Raw genomic sequence first — 13,895 nt, forward strand, 5'->3', positions numbered from 1 at the left:
GGCGAGCGCTAAAGTTTTGCTGAGGGCGGGTTAAAGGGCGCTTGACAACAGATCGCAATTAAAGGGCCGATTGACACAGATGATAGTCCCGTAACGCTGATTGCGCCGCCACGCCCAGTCGTCGATGCCGATAACGTTCGGTGCGGCACGGCTTATGGCTCCACCTCATCGAGGGCTTCTTCTCCAAGTTCGCCCGCTCGGTCCTGCACCACATCCGCGTGACCTCAAAACAGGAACTCAAGGAACGCATCATGGCCGGTATCGAGGACGCCAATCGATATCCAGTCATCCACACTTGGTCCTACAAACTCGCCCAGGCCGCCTGATATGATTCGAACCACGAAAACGCTGACCTAGTAATGCGCTGGGGCAGTCACAGGCTGCTGAAGGCAGGCACCGCCATCGCTGCACTGGCGGGACTGTGGCTAGCCGCCGACGCATGGTCCGGCTGGGGCGGCCTTGCAGGACTGGCGGTGCCGCTGTTCGTCCTCAACAGCATGACTGCACTCATCGTGGCCAATGCCATCTCGGCCGCACTGTCCAACTTTCCCGAGCGCGCCGGCGCCGTTTCCGCGCTCGTCGGCGCTGCCCAGTACGGCATGGGCGTCCTGGGATCTGCGTTGGTCGGATGGTTCAGCGATGGCACACCGTGGCCGTTCGGTTGGGTGATTGCTCTGGGTGCCGTCGGTGCGATGGCATGCGGCTGGTTCGTCGTACCCGTCAATAGACCGACTATCGACACCTAATCACTCAGTGCCTCCTGCCCTCGTTCAGGATAGCAACAGCTCAGGCCTATGGCTTGCGCTGGCGTTCGCGTTGATAGCCGACGATGGCACGGCGGGGCGGTGCATAGGCTGGAGCGCCGTAGGTGTCGAACAAAGTATGGGTGATGTCGTAATGGCGTGCCATACCCCCTCGGATAATGCGTTCAAGTGGACCATCGGGGTAGCCGAGGCCGAGTTTGCATGTGAGGTCCATATCTACCTGGGTCGCCAGGCCCTCGTCGAGAAAACGTAGGGCGGCGTTGTATTTCGGGACGACGAGACGGTTGATGATGCGACCGATCTGATCAGCCGAAACAACGACCTCCAGACCCGCATTCGTCAACGTCTCGGTGGCCGCGGCGACCGCCACGTCGGAAGCCGATGCCGGACGGACGAGCTCGACGAGCTTGGACGGAGCATCGTCGCCGTTGCGATAGCGCGCCAAGCCAAGGACGTTGGTCTGGTCGCAGTCATCACCGATATGCTCGGCCAGACTTTCGTTTCCCAGTTCGATCAGGATAGCCGTCCTGTCGGCATCCGGCACGAATTTTACGCCGCATAGAATTATGATGTCGGCATTCTCCGGCGCGCCCGCTGCGGCGATAAATGCGTCGCCATCGGGGAAGGAACGGCTCGAGCCGTTCTGAATCACTGCATAGGTCATCGGATCAAGCTCCAAACATCGCGTTGCCTTCGTAGTCGAAAAAACCACGCCCCGACTTTCGTCCGAGCAGGCCCGCGGCCACCATGCGCTTCAGCAGCGGAGGCGTCGCCGCACGTGGATCAAGCGTGATGGGATAGAAGGCCTCGCAGAGACGAACCTGGGTATCGAGACCGATCAGATCGATCAGTTCGAGCGGCCCCATCTTGTAGCCGAGCCCCACCTTGATAGCCTTGTCGACATCGACGGCGCTGGCGACGCCAGCTTCCACGACGCGGATCGCATCATTATTGAACGGCACCAGAAGCGCGTTGAGGATGAAGCCCGGCTTGTCCTGCGTCTTCACGGGGATCTGCCCACAGGCCTTAGTCCAGTCCCAGACCATCTTGAACGTGTCATCCGAGGTGAGAATGCCGGGCGACATCTCGATCAACTTCATCAACTGCGCCGGCAAGCAGAAATGCATGCCTACTACGCGGCCAGGCAACTTCGATCCGGACGCGATCTCCGTGATCGAAAGCGTTGACGTGTTCGACGCAAATATCACGTCATCGGCGCACACCGCATCGAGTCGCTTCATCAGATCGCGCTTGGTGGTGAGATCCTCAAACACCGCCTCGATGACGAGATCGCAGCCGCCAAGTTCTGCGATATCCGTTGTGTGCGACATCGCGCCGACGATGGCGTCACGCTTGGCCGCATCCAACTTGCCGCGCGCTACCGATTTGTCGAGGAACGCGGCGGACTGCTTAGCGGCGCGTTCGAGGGCGTCGCTCTTCATGTCATAGGAGATAGTGCGGAAGCCGGCGCGCGCCGCGACCAGCGCGATACCCGCTCCCATTGTCCCTGCGGCGCCGCAGACGCCGACCGTCTTGATTGCTTTCGTCATTTCGCTGCGAAGCTCCTGCCAATGAGTTGGCGGTGCACCTGGTTGGTGCCCTCCCATATCTGCGTGATCTTAGCGTCGCGCATCAGGCGCTCGACGCGATAGTCGCGGCAGTATCCGTAGCCGCCGAACATCTGCACCGCTTCGGTGCTCGCGCGCATGGCGAGATCGGAAGCGCGCATCTTCGCCATAGATGCCTCGACGCCGAAGTCCTTCGCGCCGGCGTCGATCATCCCTGCAAGGTAGTCGATCCAGTTGCAAGTCATGGCGAGGTCGGTCGCCAGGTCCGCCAGCATGAACTGGTTGCCCTGGAACTCGACGATGCGGCGACCGGATTGGCGTCGCTCGTTCATGTACGCCGTCATGTCATTGAAGGCGGCCATGGCAATACCCATCGCATGTGCAGCCACGCTTGGCCGCGAGCGGTTCAGCGACGCCAGAAGGATGCGCAGGCCGTCGCCGGGGTCGCCGATCAGATTGGCTCGCGGTACCCGAACGCCGTCGAAACGGAGGGATGCTGTCGACGAACCGCGGTGACCCATCTTGTCTTCGAGCCGCACTACTTCAAATCCGGGAGCGCCCTTCTCCAGCACCAGCACGGAGATCGCCTTCTTCGCGTCCTCGATACCCGCAAACTTGCCAAACAGAAGGATCCGGTCAGCGACGTCGCCGTTGGTGATGAAGAGCTTGGAGCCGTCGATCACGATATCATCGCCGTCCGCTGTGAAGCGCGTCTTCATGCCCGTCGCATCGGACCCGGCGGATTCTTCGGTGATCGCCAGCGATGCCAGGCCTCCTTCCGCGATACACGGTAGCAGCCGCTGTTTCTGCTCGGGCGTGCCGAACTCGATCAGCGGCTTCATGGCATGGAAGTTCGTCGCGTAGATGATACCGGTCGACGCGCAAGCTTCTGAGATCCGCTGCACGATCTGCAGATAGAGACGAAACGACATCCGGGCGCCGCCGAACTCCTCGGGAATGAAGATGCCATTGAGGCCGAGCTCGTTTATCGCCTTCACGTTCTTCCACGGGAATTCGCCGGTCGCGTCAGTGTGTTCGGCGTTCGGACCGATCACCTCAGCGCAGAGCCGATCGACCTGCGACAGAATGAGCTTGTCGTCCTCGCCCCAAATCCGATCACGTTCGAGTTGTTCGAAGATGGACATTTAGTGGTTGGCTCCCTGGCCGCCGTCGATGTAAATGGTTTCGCCAGTCAGAAAGGCGATATTTTCGGCATAGAGCGCGCCGACGAGCTTCGCCACTTCCTCAGGTGAGCCAGCCCGACCGGCCGGCACACGCCGCTTCAGCCATGCCTGGATCTTCTCGCTGGCGAGAAAGTCGCGATTCAGATCGGTTTCGATATAACCAGGCGCTACGTCGAGGACGCGGATGTCATCCCTCGCCCACTCGGCGGCGAGGCAGCGCGTGATGGCGCCGACCGCAGCCTTCGATGCGCAGTAAGCGAGGTTTTCGACCACCGCCAGCTTGTCGAAGAACGATCCGATATTGACGATTAGCGCATCCCCCGCCGACTTCAGGTGAGGGTAGGTCTCGCGGCAAGCGACCATCACCGCGGATGCGTTCAAGCGCATCGTGGTCTCGAAGTCCAAGAGCGAGAGTTCAGCGCTGCGCCTTCCTTCGTGCGCTCCGGCGTTGTTGACGAGACCGATGATAGGTCCTTTCGTTGCCACCTTGGCGATCGCATCCGCGATGGCTTTTTCATCGGTCATGTCGCAGGCATAGCCGATGCCAGCGACGCACGTGCCACTACGTGACAGTCCGGCGACCGCGAACCCGCGGCAATCCAGCTCACGCACGATCGACTCTCCGATGCCCCGGCTAGCGCCGGTGACGATGATCTGTCCGTCACGCATCCTTGAACTCCGCCTTCCGCTTTTCGGTGAACGCCGCCATGCCCTCGACGGCGTCGGCAGTGCTATAGGCCAAGGTCGAGAGGTCGGCCTCGATTTTCAGCCCCTCGTGGATCGGTACGTCCAGAGCGCGCGACACGGCCTCGCGGGCGAATTGCTGCGCCAGCAGGCTGTAGGACGAGAACTCATGCGCGAACGCGAGCGCCGCATCGACGACGTTGCCATCGACGATCCGGTGCAACAGGCCGATGCGCACGGCCTCCTCGGCCGCGATGGTACGGCCAAGCATGATCATCTCCATCGCCCGCGCCTCTCCGATCAGGCGCGGCAGCCGCTGTGTCCCGCCGTAGCCCGGGATCAGGCCGAGCTTGATCTCTGGAAGACCGAGCTTCACGGTCGGCGTGCCGATGCGGAACGTGCAAGCAAGAGCCAGTTCCAGACCGCCGCCGAACGCGAAACCGTTGATGGCGGCGACGGATGCGAAGGGCAGCCGATCGAGCTTGGCAAACGCGGCCTGGCCGAGCTCGGCTCCGCGCTTACACTCGATCATGGATCGACCGCCAAGCTCCTTGATGTCCGCCCCGGCGCAGAACGCCTTCTCGCCGGCGCCGGTGACGATCAGCGCCCGCACCTTCCACGTCGCCACCTCTGTCACTGCGTCGGAGATCTCCTTGAGCACGCCGAAGGACAGCGCGTTCAGAGCTTCCGGACGGTTGAGCCGCAGCAGCGCGCAGTCCTCGAGGGTCGTGAGTTCGACCGGCATGGCTACTTCCCGAACTTGCTGCTGTCGGGTTTGCGTTTCTCGGCAAAGGACGCCGACATTTCGTGGCTCTCGTCGGTGTCGAGGTATGGCCGCAGCAGCAGGTCGTGCGAGACCCGCGCGAGACCCGAAACGCCGCCATGACGGGCGTTGAAGGCGCCCTTGATCGAGGCCAGTGCGAAGGGACCGCGATCTGCGACCTCGAGAGCGAACTTGCGGGTTTCTTCCTTCAGCTTGTCGTCCGGGACGACCTTGTTGATCAGGCCGATCTCCAGCGCCTCGGCAGCAGTGATCTTGGGATTGCGGAACCACATCTCCTTCGCCTTCTTCTTCCCGACGAGGTCTTCGAGGTACCAGGTCCCGTAGCCGGCATCGAACGAGCCCATCATCGGGCCGACCTGCCGGAACACAGCGCTTTCCTTGGCGATCGTGAGATCGCAGACCACCTGAAGCACGTTGCCGCCACCGACGGCGAAACCGTTGACGCTGGCGATCACTGGCTTCTGTAGCCGATCGATGGCTTCGTACATCTCGAGTGTAGGCAGCACACCTGCGTACAGGATGGTTTTCTCCATGCCTTCTTTGCGGCCGCCGATACAGAAAAACCGGTCACCGGCACCGGTGATGACGATCACGCGCGTGCGCGTCTCGCGACGGATGTCGTTGATGCAGTCGCGGATTTCGTGACACATGTCGACGGTGAACATGTTGCCGTCGTCCGGGCGGTTCAATGTGATGCTGCCGATCGGACCGTCTTCTTCGTACAGGATGGTGCTGAAGGCCATGGTTCGTTTCCTTTCCAGAGGTTCTTGATTTCACAGAGCGCTGGGCAGATCGCGCAGCACAACGTCGTTGTGTTTGCCGAGCCGCGGCGGCGCGCTGCGTGGAACGTTCGGAATGCCATCGACCACGATGCCCGTGCCGACCTGCGGCACCAGAAGTCCGTCATCGCCGGCGACACGGTAGAACATACCTCGCGAGAGCAAAGCCTCGTCGGCAATCACCTGATCCACGCTGTTGATGGGGCCGGATGGCACGCGTGCTGCACTGAAAAGAGCGAGCCAGTGTTCGCGCGGCTTTTTGCGGAGCATCGTTGCGATGCGCGCGACGATTTCGTCGCGTCGGGCACGGCAGTCGATGTTGCTCCGAAGCCCCTCTTCATGGGCGGCGCCCGGCTCTCCGACGGCTTCCCAGAAGCGCTGCCAGAGGTTGTCGTTGCCGAGCCCGAGCGTGATCGGATAGTCGGCGGTATCGAAGGCCTGATAGATCGCGATGACGCTGTCCCGTACGCCCGACCGCGTCGGCACCTCGCCGGATGCCAGATACGGCATGATCCGACATCCCAGGAACCGTGTCATCGACTCCACCAATGCGACATCGACGACGTGCCCCTTGCCGGTACGTTGCCGGTCGAACAGCGCCGAAACGGCGCCGAAGGCAGCGTCTTGCCCTGCCAGCATGTCGGCGGCCGGCGCGCCGATTTTCTGCGGCTCTCCGCCAGCCTCGCCGGTGATGTCCATGATGCCGGAATAGCCTTCAGCAATGAGGTCGTAGCAGGTCCAGTCGGCACGCTCTCCGGAGAGTCCGAAGCCTGTGATCGACACGTAGACGAGATCCGGACGCACGGCATGCAGCGTCACCGGATCGACCTTCAACTTCCGTGCGACCCGCGGCGGAAAATTGACGACGACCACGTCGGCTGTCCGCACCAGACGGTTCAGCACGTCGAGCCCTTCGGCATTAGAGAAGTCGAGCGCCACGCTCATCTTGTTCCGGTTGACGCTGGAGAACCAAAACGACTCGCCGTCGAGGAACGGAGGGCCCCAGGCACGCGCGTCGTCGCCGCCCTTCGGGCGCTCGACCTTTACGACCTCAGCGCCCATGTCGGCCAACAGCATCGTCGCCGAAGGGCCCGCTATCGACGTTGTGAGATCGACGACCCGCACGCCGTCAAGCAGCGCGTACCCGCGCCCCGTCGCTATCAGCGGTAAGGCATCCGCCGGAATCGCAGTCTTCCGGTCGGCCTTGGTCTCGATCACGCCCATGGTTCTATTTATCCATTACGATGACGGCTTTGCCGCGTATCCTGCCCTGCTCGATCATCTCGAGTGCGCCGGGCAATTCACGGAATGGGAACTCCTCCATGATGTGCGGCTTCACCGCACCGGCGCGCCACAGTTTGAAAATGTCGTTCTGCACCTCGTCGATGCGGGATGGCGCACGATCGCGGTAATCGCTCCACTGCAGACCGGTGATCGAAATGTTCTTCACCAGAAGATAGTTGACCTTGACGCTCGGAATGTCGCCAGCAGCGAAGCCGATCACGACGAGGCGCCCGCACCAAGCCATCGCCCGCAACGCCGCACCCAAAAAATCACCGCCGAGCGGATCAATCACGATATCGACGCCGGCGCCATCGGTTATCGCGTGGACTTGCGCACGCAGGCTCTCGCGGATGTCCGGAATTCGCAGATCGATGACATGGTCGGCGCCGTTCTGCCGCACCAGCGTCGCCTCTTCGTCGCTGCGCACGGCCGCCAGGACGGTAGCGCCGAGGCCTTTCGCGAGTTGGACAGTCGCCAACCCTATGCCGCCCGCAGCGCCACCCACCAGCACGCTCTGCCCCGCCTTCAACTGACCGCGGTCAATCAGCGCCAGATAGGCGGTCTGATAGACGAGCCCCATCGCCGCAGCATCTACGAACGAAAGCCCTTCCGGCATCTCGAACGCCTGATACTCGGTGACCAGCGCTTGCTCGGCGAACCCGCCATATTCGACGTGGCAGAGCACGCGATCGCCGGGCGCGAAACGTGTCACGTTCGCACCGACGTCCAGCACAACGCCGGCGAAGTCCTTGCCAGGCGAGAAGGGCCGTTCCGGCAGCACCTGATACTTGCCCGAAACCACCAGCACGTCGGGGAAGTTGATGCCGGCTGCCTTGATACCGACCCGGATCTGGCTGGCGCCCGGCGCAAGATCCGGGAGTTCGTTGAACTTCAGAATGGACGGTGCGCCGTGCTCGACGACCTGGAAAGCCTTCATCGGGATCGTCCTACTTCTTCAACATCTGGGCCGTGTCGGCACCGAGGTGCGGCGGCGAGGCCTCGTTCGAACCGCGGAACTGCGAGACAAGCGGCACAGGCAGTGCCGGGATCGAGCGGCCTTCGACGGTGATCTTGCGTGACAGTAGTCCGCGTGCGGCGATGTGCGGATCAGAGACCGCATCCTTCAGGGTCACTACGATCGAGCAGCAGACATCCTTGCCTGCAAATAGCGAGGTCCATTCGTAAGCGGTCTTGCTGGAGATGATCTCGCCGACCGCGTCTATGGCCGCGCCCTCGTCCGCCGTCGGCTCACGCATCGCGAGATCGAGCCCGATGATCGAACAGAAATTGTCCCAAAATTTGTCTTCGATCGGCGCCGCAGCGAGGAAGCGGTCATCCTTCGTGCGATATATCTGATAGCGGGGGCTGCCGCCGGTCACCAGCGCATCACTTCCGCCGGGCCAGTCGCCTGCAGCGAAGCCGCTGCCGAGCCCCCAATAGGCCAGCGCCAGCAGGTTCTCGCCCATGGCAATGTCCAGATAGGCGCCTTCGCCCGTCTGGTCCCGACGGCGCAGCGCTAGAAGAATGTTGGTCACCGCGGGGTACGCGCCACCGGCTAGATCTGCGATCAGGACCGGAGGGATCGCTGGCGCGCCGTCCGCGCCAGTGCTCAGCCCGAGGATACCGGACTCGGCGAGATAGTTCAGGTCGTGCGCGGCGATCATCGCCTTCGGACCGCTCTGCCCCCAGCCGCTGATCGCACAGTAAATCAGCCGCGGATTTATCGCTCTTAACGCTTCGTAGCCCAGACCGAGACGATCCATCACACCGGGGCGAAACTGCTCGATCACGATGTCCGCTTCTGCGATGAGTGGCCGCAATTGTGCGACGGCAGATTCCGACTTCAGATCGATCGCTACGCTCTGCTTGCCGGCATTCAGCAACGCAAAGTTCACGCTGTCCTCGCCGAACTTCGGGGTGTAGCTCCGCATCTCGTCGCCGCGGCCGGGGCGTTCGATCTTTACGACCTGAGCACCGGCCTCCGCCAGCATCAAGCTCGCAAAGGGCCCGGGCAGAAGTGTACTGAAATCAAGTACGCGAATATCCTCGAGAGGCCGCATTTCATTTTGTCTTTTTGTTGCTACTGATCACGCGCTACGTGCTGCAATCTTGGATTGGATCGGCTCCGGATGAAGTTGATTGCGTTGTACCTGTAATACGAGCTCGCGCTTGAGGATCTTCCCGCTCGCGGTCATCGGAAACTCATCCACGCGCAGGAAGTATTCTGGCATGTCGTATTTCGAGAGCCCGCCACGTCGCAGATGATCGAGCAATTCATCCGGTCTGACCGCTCCGGACACAGCGATACAAACGCGTTCGCCAAGGCGATCATCGGCCACCGGGAATGCTGCGACACGTCCCGCTTCCATATGGCGAACCGCGATCGCCTCGATGTGAGATGGATAGATGTTGTGGCCACCGCGAATAATGAGATCTTTCAGCCTTCCCTCAATACGAAGGTCGCCATTCGTATCCATGATTCCGAGATCACCAGACATGAACCATCCGGCACTATTGAAGCTGGTCTCAGTGGCCGTCTGATTATCGAGGTAGCCGAGCATCAATGCTGCGCCCCTTCCGCCGATATGACCGACCTCTCCGGGACCTACCTCCTTGTCAGCATCGGCTGGATCGAACAGTCGCACTTCATAGGCTCTCCCGCCCCTTCCGCAGGAGTTGACCACTGTAGTTACGTCGTCGTTGGGGTGCGTGTACTGGTGCGAGGAGTTCTCCGTCATGCCATAGACGTTCTGCGGTCGCACACCTTGGCTCAGGAACGCAGACGCGACGCTGGGTGGGATCGGTGCGCCCGCCATGTAAAATGTAGCGACGCGGCCGAACGTTTTCCGACCGGAGGCCTGCTGTTCCCCGAGGATATCCATCGCGTGAGTGGGCACACCAAGCACATAGTTGGCACCGGTAGCCTCGATCCAGTCGAGACGGCTCATTCCGGGCGGCGGATCAGCCGTGACGAAGCGCCCACCTGAGAGCAGCCACTGTGCAATCCCAACCCAAGCGATATGGTGCGACAACGGCGATAATGACAACAGCACCGTGTCCTGACCGTGATTCCAGTCGCGCACCAGATCACGCGCGTTGGCCAGCAACGTGTTGTCCGAATGCATCACGCATTTCGGCGATCCGGTCGTACCTGACGTGAATGCAAGGTAGACGACCTTGTCTGGATCAGTGCAGGGCTGTGTGTGATTGCTCGCAGGTTTCGGGAAGGTTTGCGGCGTATAGACCACACGTAGACTGGGAATTCTGACAAGAACCGAGTCGAAGTCTGCCGTCGCTCGATCGGCCCCCCAGCCCTCTTCCGTCAAAAGCGCACGAGCCGACAGCGTCGTCAGTAGACTTCCTACCTCGGCGCATGTGTGGGTTTTGTGAACCGACGGGTTGCAGGAAATGCCTTCGCGTGCACATGCGAGGAAGGTCACGACCGCCTCAACGCGATTGGACAGCCACATCATCACGCGATCGCCGCCGACAAGTCCGTATTCCCGTAAGTTTGCGGCAACGCCGTCCGACCAGCTCTTGAGTTCACTCCATGTCAGCGATCGGCCAGCATCCTGCAACGCAACGGCATCAGGTCGCTCTGCGGCATGTCGTGCGAGCAAACTGTAAAACGTGTCCTCACACCATAGCTGCTCGCTGTAGTAGCGCCTCGCCTGGTTCGGATGGTGGAGCGTTAGGTAAGGTTTCATCCCAATCTCGCAATGCAGCATTCTCACGAAGCCTCGATAGTCGAGCTGCTGCATTGGATTGAGCAACAGCCGTGCCAGATTCTTAGAGAATTCAAATAACCGCTGAAAACAGGCGATTGAGAACGGCGCCGAAGTTCGACCTTGTTCGAAGAGTCTTCGCCAAAAGCAAATTTCCTTGCCGAGCAGCCGTGGCTGTGCTCACGTTGTCCTCAAGAAGGACACAGAGGAAATGTCGAAGACAACTCCAGTAGCAATTGCCGGCGTGGCAATTTTTGATGCGACCAGCCGCCCCGTAGCGGCAGTCGGCGTCGCTTCGGATCCGCGCGTACGCTCTCTCGCCTCCGACCAGGCGTGGATGGAAGAAGCGCGTGACCGCCGAATCACCATTCTCAATCTCGAACGAAAGACTTTCGTCGTCCTGCTCATGCGTGCAGGTCAGGGCGAAATAATGCTCCTGAGCGAAGCTCCCGGCCACGCATTGCTCAACTTCATTGCGGGTGTCGAGTTTTCTTGGGAAGTCTTCGAACACTTGCTGACAGACCCGTTCGAAGCGATGACGGTCGTCGATGAAAAGGCCAACTTGGTCTATCTCTCACCGGTGCATGAGGCATTTTTCGGCCTGAAGCCCGGCGAAGGAAATGGACGTCCCGTCGAAAGTGTTATCGACAACACTCGGCTCCATGAAGTGGTCGCAACGGGCAAATCCGACATCGGTGCCATCCAGAAGATGCGAGGATCGGAACGTGTGGTGGCACGCGTTCCCCTGAAGCGAGACGGGAAGGTCATCGGCGCTATCGGCCGCGTGATGTTCAAAGGCCCGAAGCAAGTCGAGGCGTTGAGCCGCCGGATCAAGGCGCTTGAAGGCGAGATCGAGTTCTACAAGCGCGAGAGCGATTCGCTCAAATCGCGCGCCTGCGGCCTCGAAGCCATTATCGGTACCAGCGCTGCAGTCCAACGACTCCGATCGCAGATCGTCAAGATTGCTCCGCTGGAAATTTCAGTACTGATCCGCGGAGAGAGTGGCACGGGCAAAGAACTCGTCGCGCATGCGCTGCACCAACTCAGCCCGCGTCGCGACCAGACCATGGTCAACGTGAACGCCGCGGCTCTCCCGCCGAACCTCGTGGAATCGGAGCTTTTCGGCTACGAAGCCGGCGCCTTTACAGGTGCTGACAAGAAAGGCCGCAAGGGGAAGTTCGAGCAGGCCAACGGCGGCACCATCTTTCTCGATGAAATCGGCGACATGCCGCTGGACGTGCAGGCAAAGCTGTTGCGCGTGCTTCAGGACCGTATCGTCGAGCGTATAGGCGGCGACAAGCCTCAGGCAGTCGACTTCCGGCTCGTTTCAGCAACCAATAAGGATTTGGCCGTCTTGGTCGAGAACGGCGGTTTTCGTCTCGATCTATTCTATCGGATATCGCCTATCATCATCAAATTGCCCCCGTTGCGGGAACGGCTCGAAGACATCCCGGCGCTGGCGAACAAATTTCTGCGGGATATTGCCTACCGTCATGCGCGTCCGATGCCGACTTTCAGCGCGGATGCACTGGTGGAACTCGGTGAGCGCGCCTGGCCGGGCAACATTCGACAGCTCCAGCACGAGGTCGAGCGCGCCTTTGCGTTCTCTGACGGCAGCACGATCGACGTAGCCGATCTATCGGAAATGCCGCACAGGCCTGTCCGCCCATCAAAGCTGCCGGACCAAAGTGAAGCACAGGCTCCGCGCGAATTGAAAGATATCGTCGCCGATATCCAGAGCGAGGAGATCCGCGACGCTATCGCAGCCTGCAACGGTAACAAAAAGAAGGCCGCCGCCGCACTCGGGATTTCGCGGTCGTTCCTTTACAGGAAGCTGGCGGAAATGGATCGGACGAACTGATCGTCCGATCCGTCCCGGTTACTTCTTAATGAGTGGACAGTCGCTGTCGGCAAGAGAGCGAAACGCCTGCTCGGCAGGAATCGTAGCCGCCACAGTCATCAGATCCCACTCTCCCTTGGATTCGGCCGGCTTCTTTGCCTGAAGCAGATACATATCGCGCATCATGCGTCCGTCGTCGCGGATGCTGCCATTCTTGGTCATGAAGTCATTGACCGGAATCTTCTTCATCGATGCCACGACCGCTTTGGCTTCATCCGTACCGGCTTCCTTGACGCCCTTCAGGTAATGCATCGCTGCACTGTAAATACCTGCCTGGAAGGAGGTTGGTGGTTTGCCGTGACGCTCCGCGAAGCGCTTTGAGAATGCCCGCGTCTCATCGTTCTGATCCCAATAAAACGCTTCCGTGAACATGAGGCCTTGAGCTGCATTGAGGCCGAGCGAGCGAATGTCGGTCAATAGCACGAGCATGCCGGCCAGCTTCTGTCCGCCCGCAACGATTCCAAAATCTGAAGCATTCTTGATGGCATTGATGGTATCGGCTCCTGCATTGGCGAGCCCAATAACCTGCGCCTTCGAAGACTGCGCCTGCAAAAGGAATGACGAGAAGTCCGACGAATTCAATGGTGCGCGCACGGCCCCGAGGACCTTGCCACCCTTCCTTTTCACGACCGCAGACGTGTCCGCCTCGAGCGCATGCCCGAACGCGTAATCCGCGGTAATGAAGAACCAACTTTCACCGCCTCCCTTCGCCATGATTGCGCTCGCCGTGCCGTTGGCCAAAGCGTAGGTGTCGTAGACCCAATGCATTCCGAGCGGGGAGCAGTTCTTGCCTGTCAGCAGCGTCGAGCCTGCCGACGTTGTTATTGCGATACGGTTCTTTTCCGGGGTGATGCCCTGCACGGCCAGCGCGACCGCCGAATTTCCGAGCCCCATGATGACATCGACGCTCTCGACGTCATACCAACGCCTCGCGATCGACAGCCCGACATCCGCCTTGTTCTGCAAGTCTCCGGAAATCACTTCGATCGGCTTGCCGTTCACGTTGCCGCCGAAATCCTCGACCGCCAGCTTCACTGCGACGACATCGCCGGGCCCCTGAATATCAGCGTAGGGTCCAGACATATCGTCCATCACGCCAATCTTGACGACGTCATTGGAAATCTGCGCTTGTCCTGGAAGCGTCGATCCCACTAGCCAAAGCACGGTAGCCGCTGCGGCGCACAATTTCATTTCTATTCTCCCCTCGTGAAACGGTTCTTCGT

14 protein-coding genes are annotated in these 13,895 nt (G+C 60.6%); 3 read left to right on the plus strand and 11 right to left on the minus strand.

What is annotated here, in order from left to right; genetic code table 11:
- The first annotated feature begins 140 nt into the window (after nucleotides 1-140).
- Nucleotides 141-326 carry a hypothetical protein gene (locus tag AC1RLZ_RS27805; RefSeq protein ID WP_493191274.1) on the plus strand — a complete coding sequence of 62 codons (186 nt, stop codon included), beginning with the start codon at nucleotides 141-143 and terminating at the stop codon, nucleotides 324-326.
- Nucleotides 327-359: 33 nt separating this feature from the next.
- Entirely contained in the window at nucleotides 360-746 is a 387-nt protein-coding gene (locus AC1RLZ_RS27810) for a hypothetical protein (protein ID WP_493191275.1), read from the plus strand.
- 46 nt (nucleotides 747-792) lie between these two features.
- Here AC1RLZ_RS27810 and AC1RLZ_RS27815 read toward each other — a convergent pair whose 3' ends face one another.
- Genes AC1RLZ_RS27815 through AC1RLZ_RS27860 form a run of 10 tightly spaced genes read right to left on the minus strand, consistent with a single transcriptional unit; the run spans nucleotide 793 to nucleotide 10,808 of the window.
- Entirely contained in the window at nucleotides 793-1,428 is a 636-nt protein-coding gene (locus AC1RLZ_RS27815; RefSeq protein ID WP_493191276.1) for a 3-hydroxyacyl-CoA dehydrogenase family protein, read from the minus strand.
- 4 nt (nucleotides 1,429-1,432) lie between these two features.
- Nucleotides 1,433-2,314, minus strand: coding sequence for a 3-hydroxyacyl-CoA dehydrogenase family protein (locus tag AC1RLZ_RS27820; protein ID WP_493191277.1), 882 nt, complete (start codon nucleotides 2,312-2,314; stop codon nucleotides 1,433-1,435).
- Nucleotides 2,311-3,477 carry an acyl-CoA dehydrogenase family protein gene (locus AC1RLZ_RS27825; RefSeq protein WP_493191278.1) on the minus strand — a complete coding sequence of 389 codons (1,167 nt, stop codon included), beginning with the start codon at nucleotides 3,475-3,477 and terminating at the stop codon, nucleotides 2,311-2,313. The genes AC1RLZ_RS27820 and AC1RLZ_RS27825 overlap by 4 nt, the downstream gene beginning before the upstream one ends.
- Nucleotides 3,478-4,185: an SDR family NAD(P)-dependent oxidoreductase gene (locus AC1RLZ_RS27830; protein WP_493191279.1), complete on the minus strand. Its 708-nt coding sequence runs from the start codon at nucleotides 4,183-4,185 to the stop codon at nucleotides 3,478-3,480.
- A complete protein-coding gene (locus AC1RLZ_RS27835; RefSeq protein WP_493191280.1) occupies nucleotides 4,178-4,945 on the minus strand; it encodes an enoyl-CoA hydratase/isomerase family protein in 768 nt (255 codons plus the stop codon). The genes AC1RLZ_RS27830 and AC1RLZ_RS27835 overlap by 8 nt, the downstream gene beginning before the upstream one ends.
- 2 nt (nucleotides 4,946-4,947) lie before the next feature.
- Nucleotides 4,948-5,727 carry an enoyl-CoA hydratase-related protein gene (locus AC1RLZ_RS27840; RefSeq protein WP_493191281.1) on the minus strand — a complete coding sequence of 260 codons (780 nt, stop codon included), beginning with the start codon at nucleotides 5,725-5,727 and terminating at the stop codon, nucleotides 4,948-4,950.
- A 30-nt stretch (nucleotides 5,728-5,757) separates the two neighbouring features.
- Entirely contained in the window at nucleotides 5,758-6,987 is a 1,230-nt protein-coding gene (locus AC1RLZ_RS27845; protein ID WP_493191282.1) for a CaiB/BaiF CoA transferase family protein, read from the minus strand.
- Between the two features lie 4 nt (nucleotides 6,988-6,991).
- Nucleotides 6,992-7,984, minus strand: coding sequence for an NADPH:quinone oxidoreductase family protein (locus tag AC1RLZ_RS27850; RefSeq protein WP_493191283.1), 993 nt, complete (start codon nucleotides 7,982-7,984; stop codon nucleotides 6,992-6,994).
- A gap of 10 nt (nucleotides 7,985-7,994) precedes the next feature.
- Complete coding sequence (locus AC1RLZ_RS27855) at nucleotides 7,995-9,107, minus strand: CaiB/BaiF CoA transferase family protein (protein WP_493191284.1); 1,113 nt, start codon at nucleotides 9,105-9,107, stop codon at nucleotides 7,995-7,997.
- Between the two features lie 27 nt (nucleotides 9,108-9,134).
- On the minus strand, nucleotides 9,135-10,808 hold the full coding sequence (locus AC1RLZ_RS27860; RefSeq protein WP_493191285.1) for a class I adenylate-forming enzyme family protein: 1,674 nt from the start codon (nucleotides 10,806-10,808) through the stop codon (nucleotides 9,135-9,137).
- Between the two features lie 175 nt (nucleotides 10,809-10,983).
- On the opposite strand from AC1RLZ_RS27860, the gene AC1RLZ_RS27865 reads away from it, so the two are divergent.
- Nucleotides 10,984-12,633 (plus strand): sigma-54 interaction domain-containing protein, encoded by a 1,650-nt coding sequence (locus tag AC1RLZ_RS27865; protein ID WP_493191286.1) that lies wholly within the window; start codon nucleotides 10,984-10,986, stop codon nucleotides 12,631-12,633.
- Nucleotides 12,634-12,651: 18 nt separating this feature from the next.
- Here AC1RLZ_RS27865 and AC1RLZ_RS27870 read toward each other — a convergent pair whose 3' ends face one another.
- Nucleotides 12,652-13,863: an ABC transporter substrate-binding protein gene (locus AC1RLZ_RS27870; protein WP_493191332.1), complete on the minus strand. Its 1,212-nt coding sequence runs from the start codon at nucleotides 13,861-13,863 to the stop codon at nucleotides 12,652-12,654.
- Nucleotides 13,864-13,895 lie beyond the last annotated feature (32 nt).

This window comes from Tardiphaga sp. GW822-FHT04G09, from assembly GCF_058800725.1.

Excerpts from the sequence above, each read along its gene's own strand:
- AC1RLZ_RS27825 (WP_493191278.1), bottom strand. The coding sequence starts at position 3,477 with ATGTCCATCTTCGAACAACTCGAACGTGATCGGATTTGGGGCGAGGAC.
- AC1RLZ_RS27865 (WP_493191286.1), top strand. The coding sequence starts at position 10,984 with ATGTCGAAGACAACTCCAGTAGCAATTGCCGGCGTGGCAATTTTTGAT.
- AC1RLZ_RS27860 (WP_493191285.1), bottom strand. The coding sequence starts at position 10,808 with ATGCAGCAGCTCGACTATCGAGGCTTCGTGAGAATGCTGCATTGCGAG.
- AC1RLZ_RS27845 (WP_493191282.1), bottom strand. The coding sequence starts at position 6,987 with ATGGGCGTGATCGAGACCAAGGCCGACCGGAAGACTGCGATTCCGGCG.
- AC1RLZ_RS27810 (WP_493191275.1), top strand. The coding sequence starts at position 360 with ATGCGCTGGGGCAGTCACAGGCTGCTGAAGGCAGGCACCGCCATCGCT.
- AC1RLZ_RS27820 (WP_493191277.1), bottom strand. The coding sequence starts at position 2,314 with ATGACGAAAGCAATCAAGACGGTCGGCGTCTGCGGCGCCGCAGGGACA.
- AC1RLZ_RS27850 (WP_493191283.1), bottom strand. The coding sequence starts at position 7,984 with ATGAAGGCTTTCCAGGTCGTCGAGCACGGCGCACCGTCCATTCTGAAG.
- AC1RLZ_RS27855 (WP_493191284.1), bottom strand. The coding sequence starts at position 9,107 with ATGCGGCCTCTCGAGGATATTCGCGTACTTGATTTCAGTACACTTCTG.
- AC1RLZ_RS27870 (WP_493191332.1), bottom strand. The coding sequence starts at position 13,863 with ATGAAATTGTGCGCCGCAGCGGCTACCGTGCTTTGGCTAGTGGGATCG.
- AC1RLZ_RS27835 (WP_493191280.1), bottom strand. The coding sequence starts at position 4,945 with ATGCCGGTCGAACTCACGACCCTCGAGGACTGCGCGCTGCTGCGGCTC.
- AC1RLZ_RS27840 (WP_493191281.1), bottom strand. The coding sequence starts at position 5,727 with ATGGCCTTCAGCACCATCCTGTACGAAGAAGACGGTCCGATCGGCAGC.
- AC1RLZ_RS27830 (WP_493191279.1), bottom strand. The coding sequence starts at position 4,185 with ATGCGTGACGGACAGATCATCGTCACCGGCGCTAGCCGGGGCATCGGA.
- AC1RLZ_RS27815 (WP_493191276.1), bottom strand. The coding sequence starts at position 1,428 with ATGACCTATGCAGTGATTCAGAACGGCTCGAGCCGTTCCTTCCCCGAT.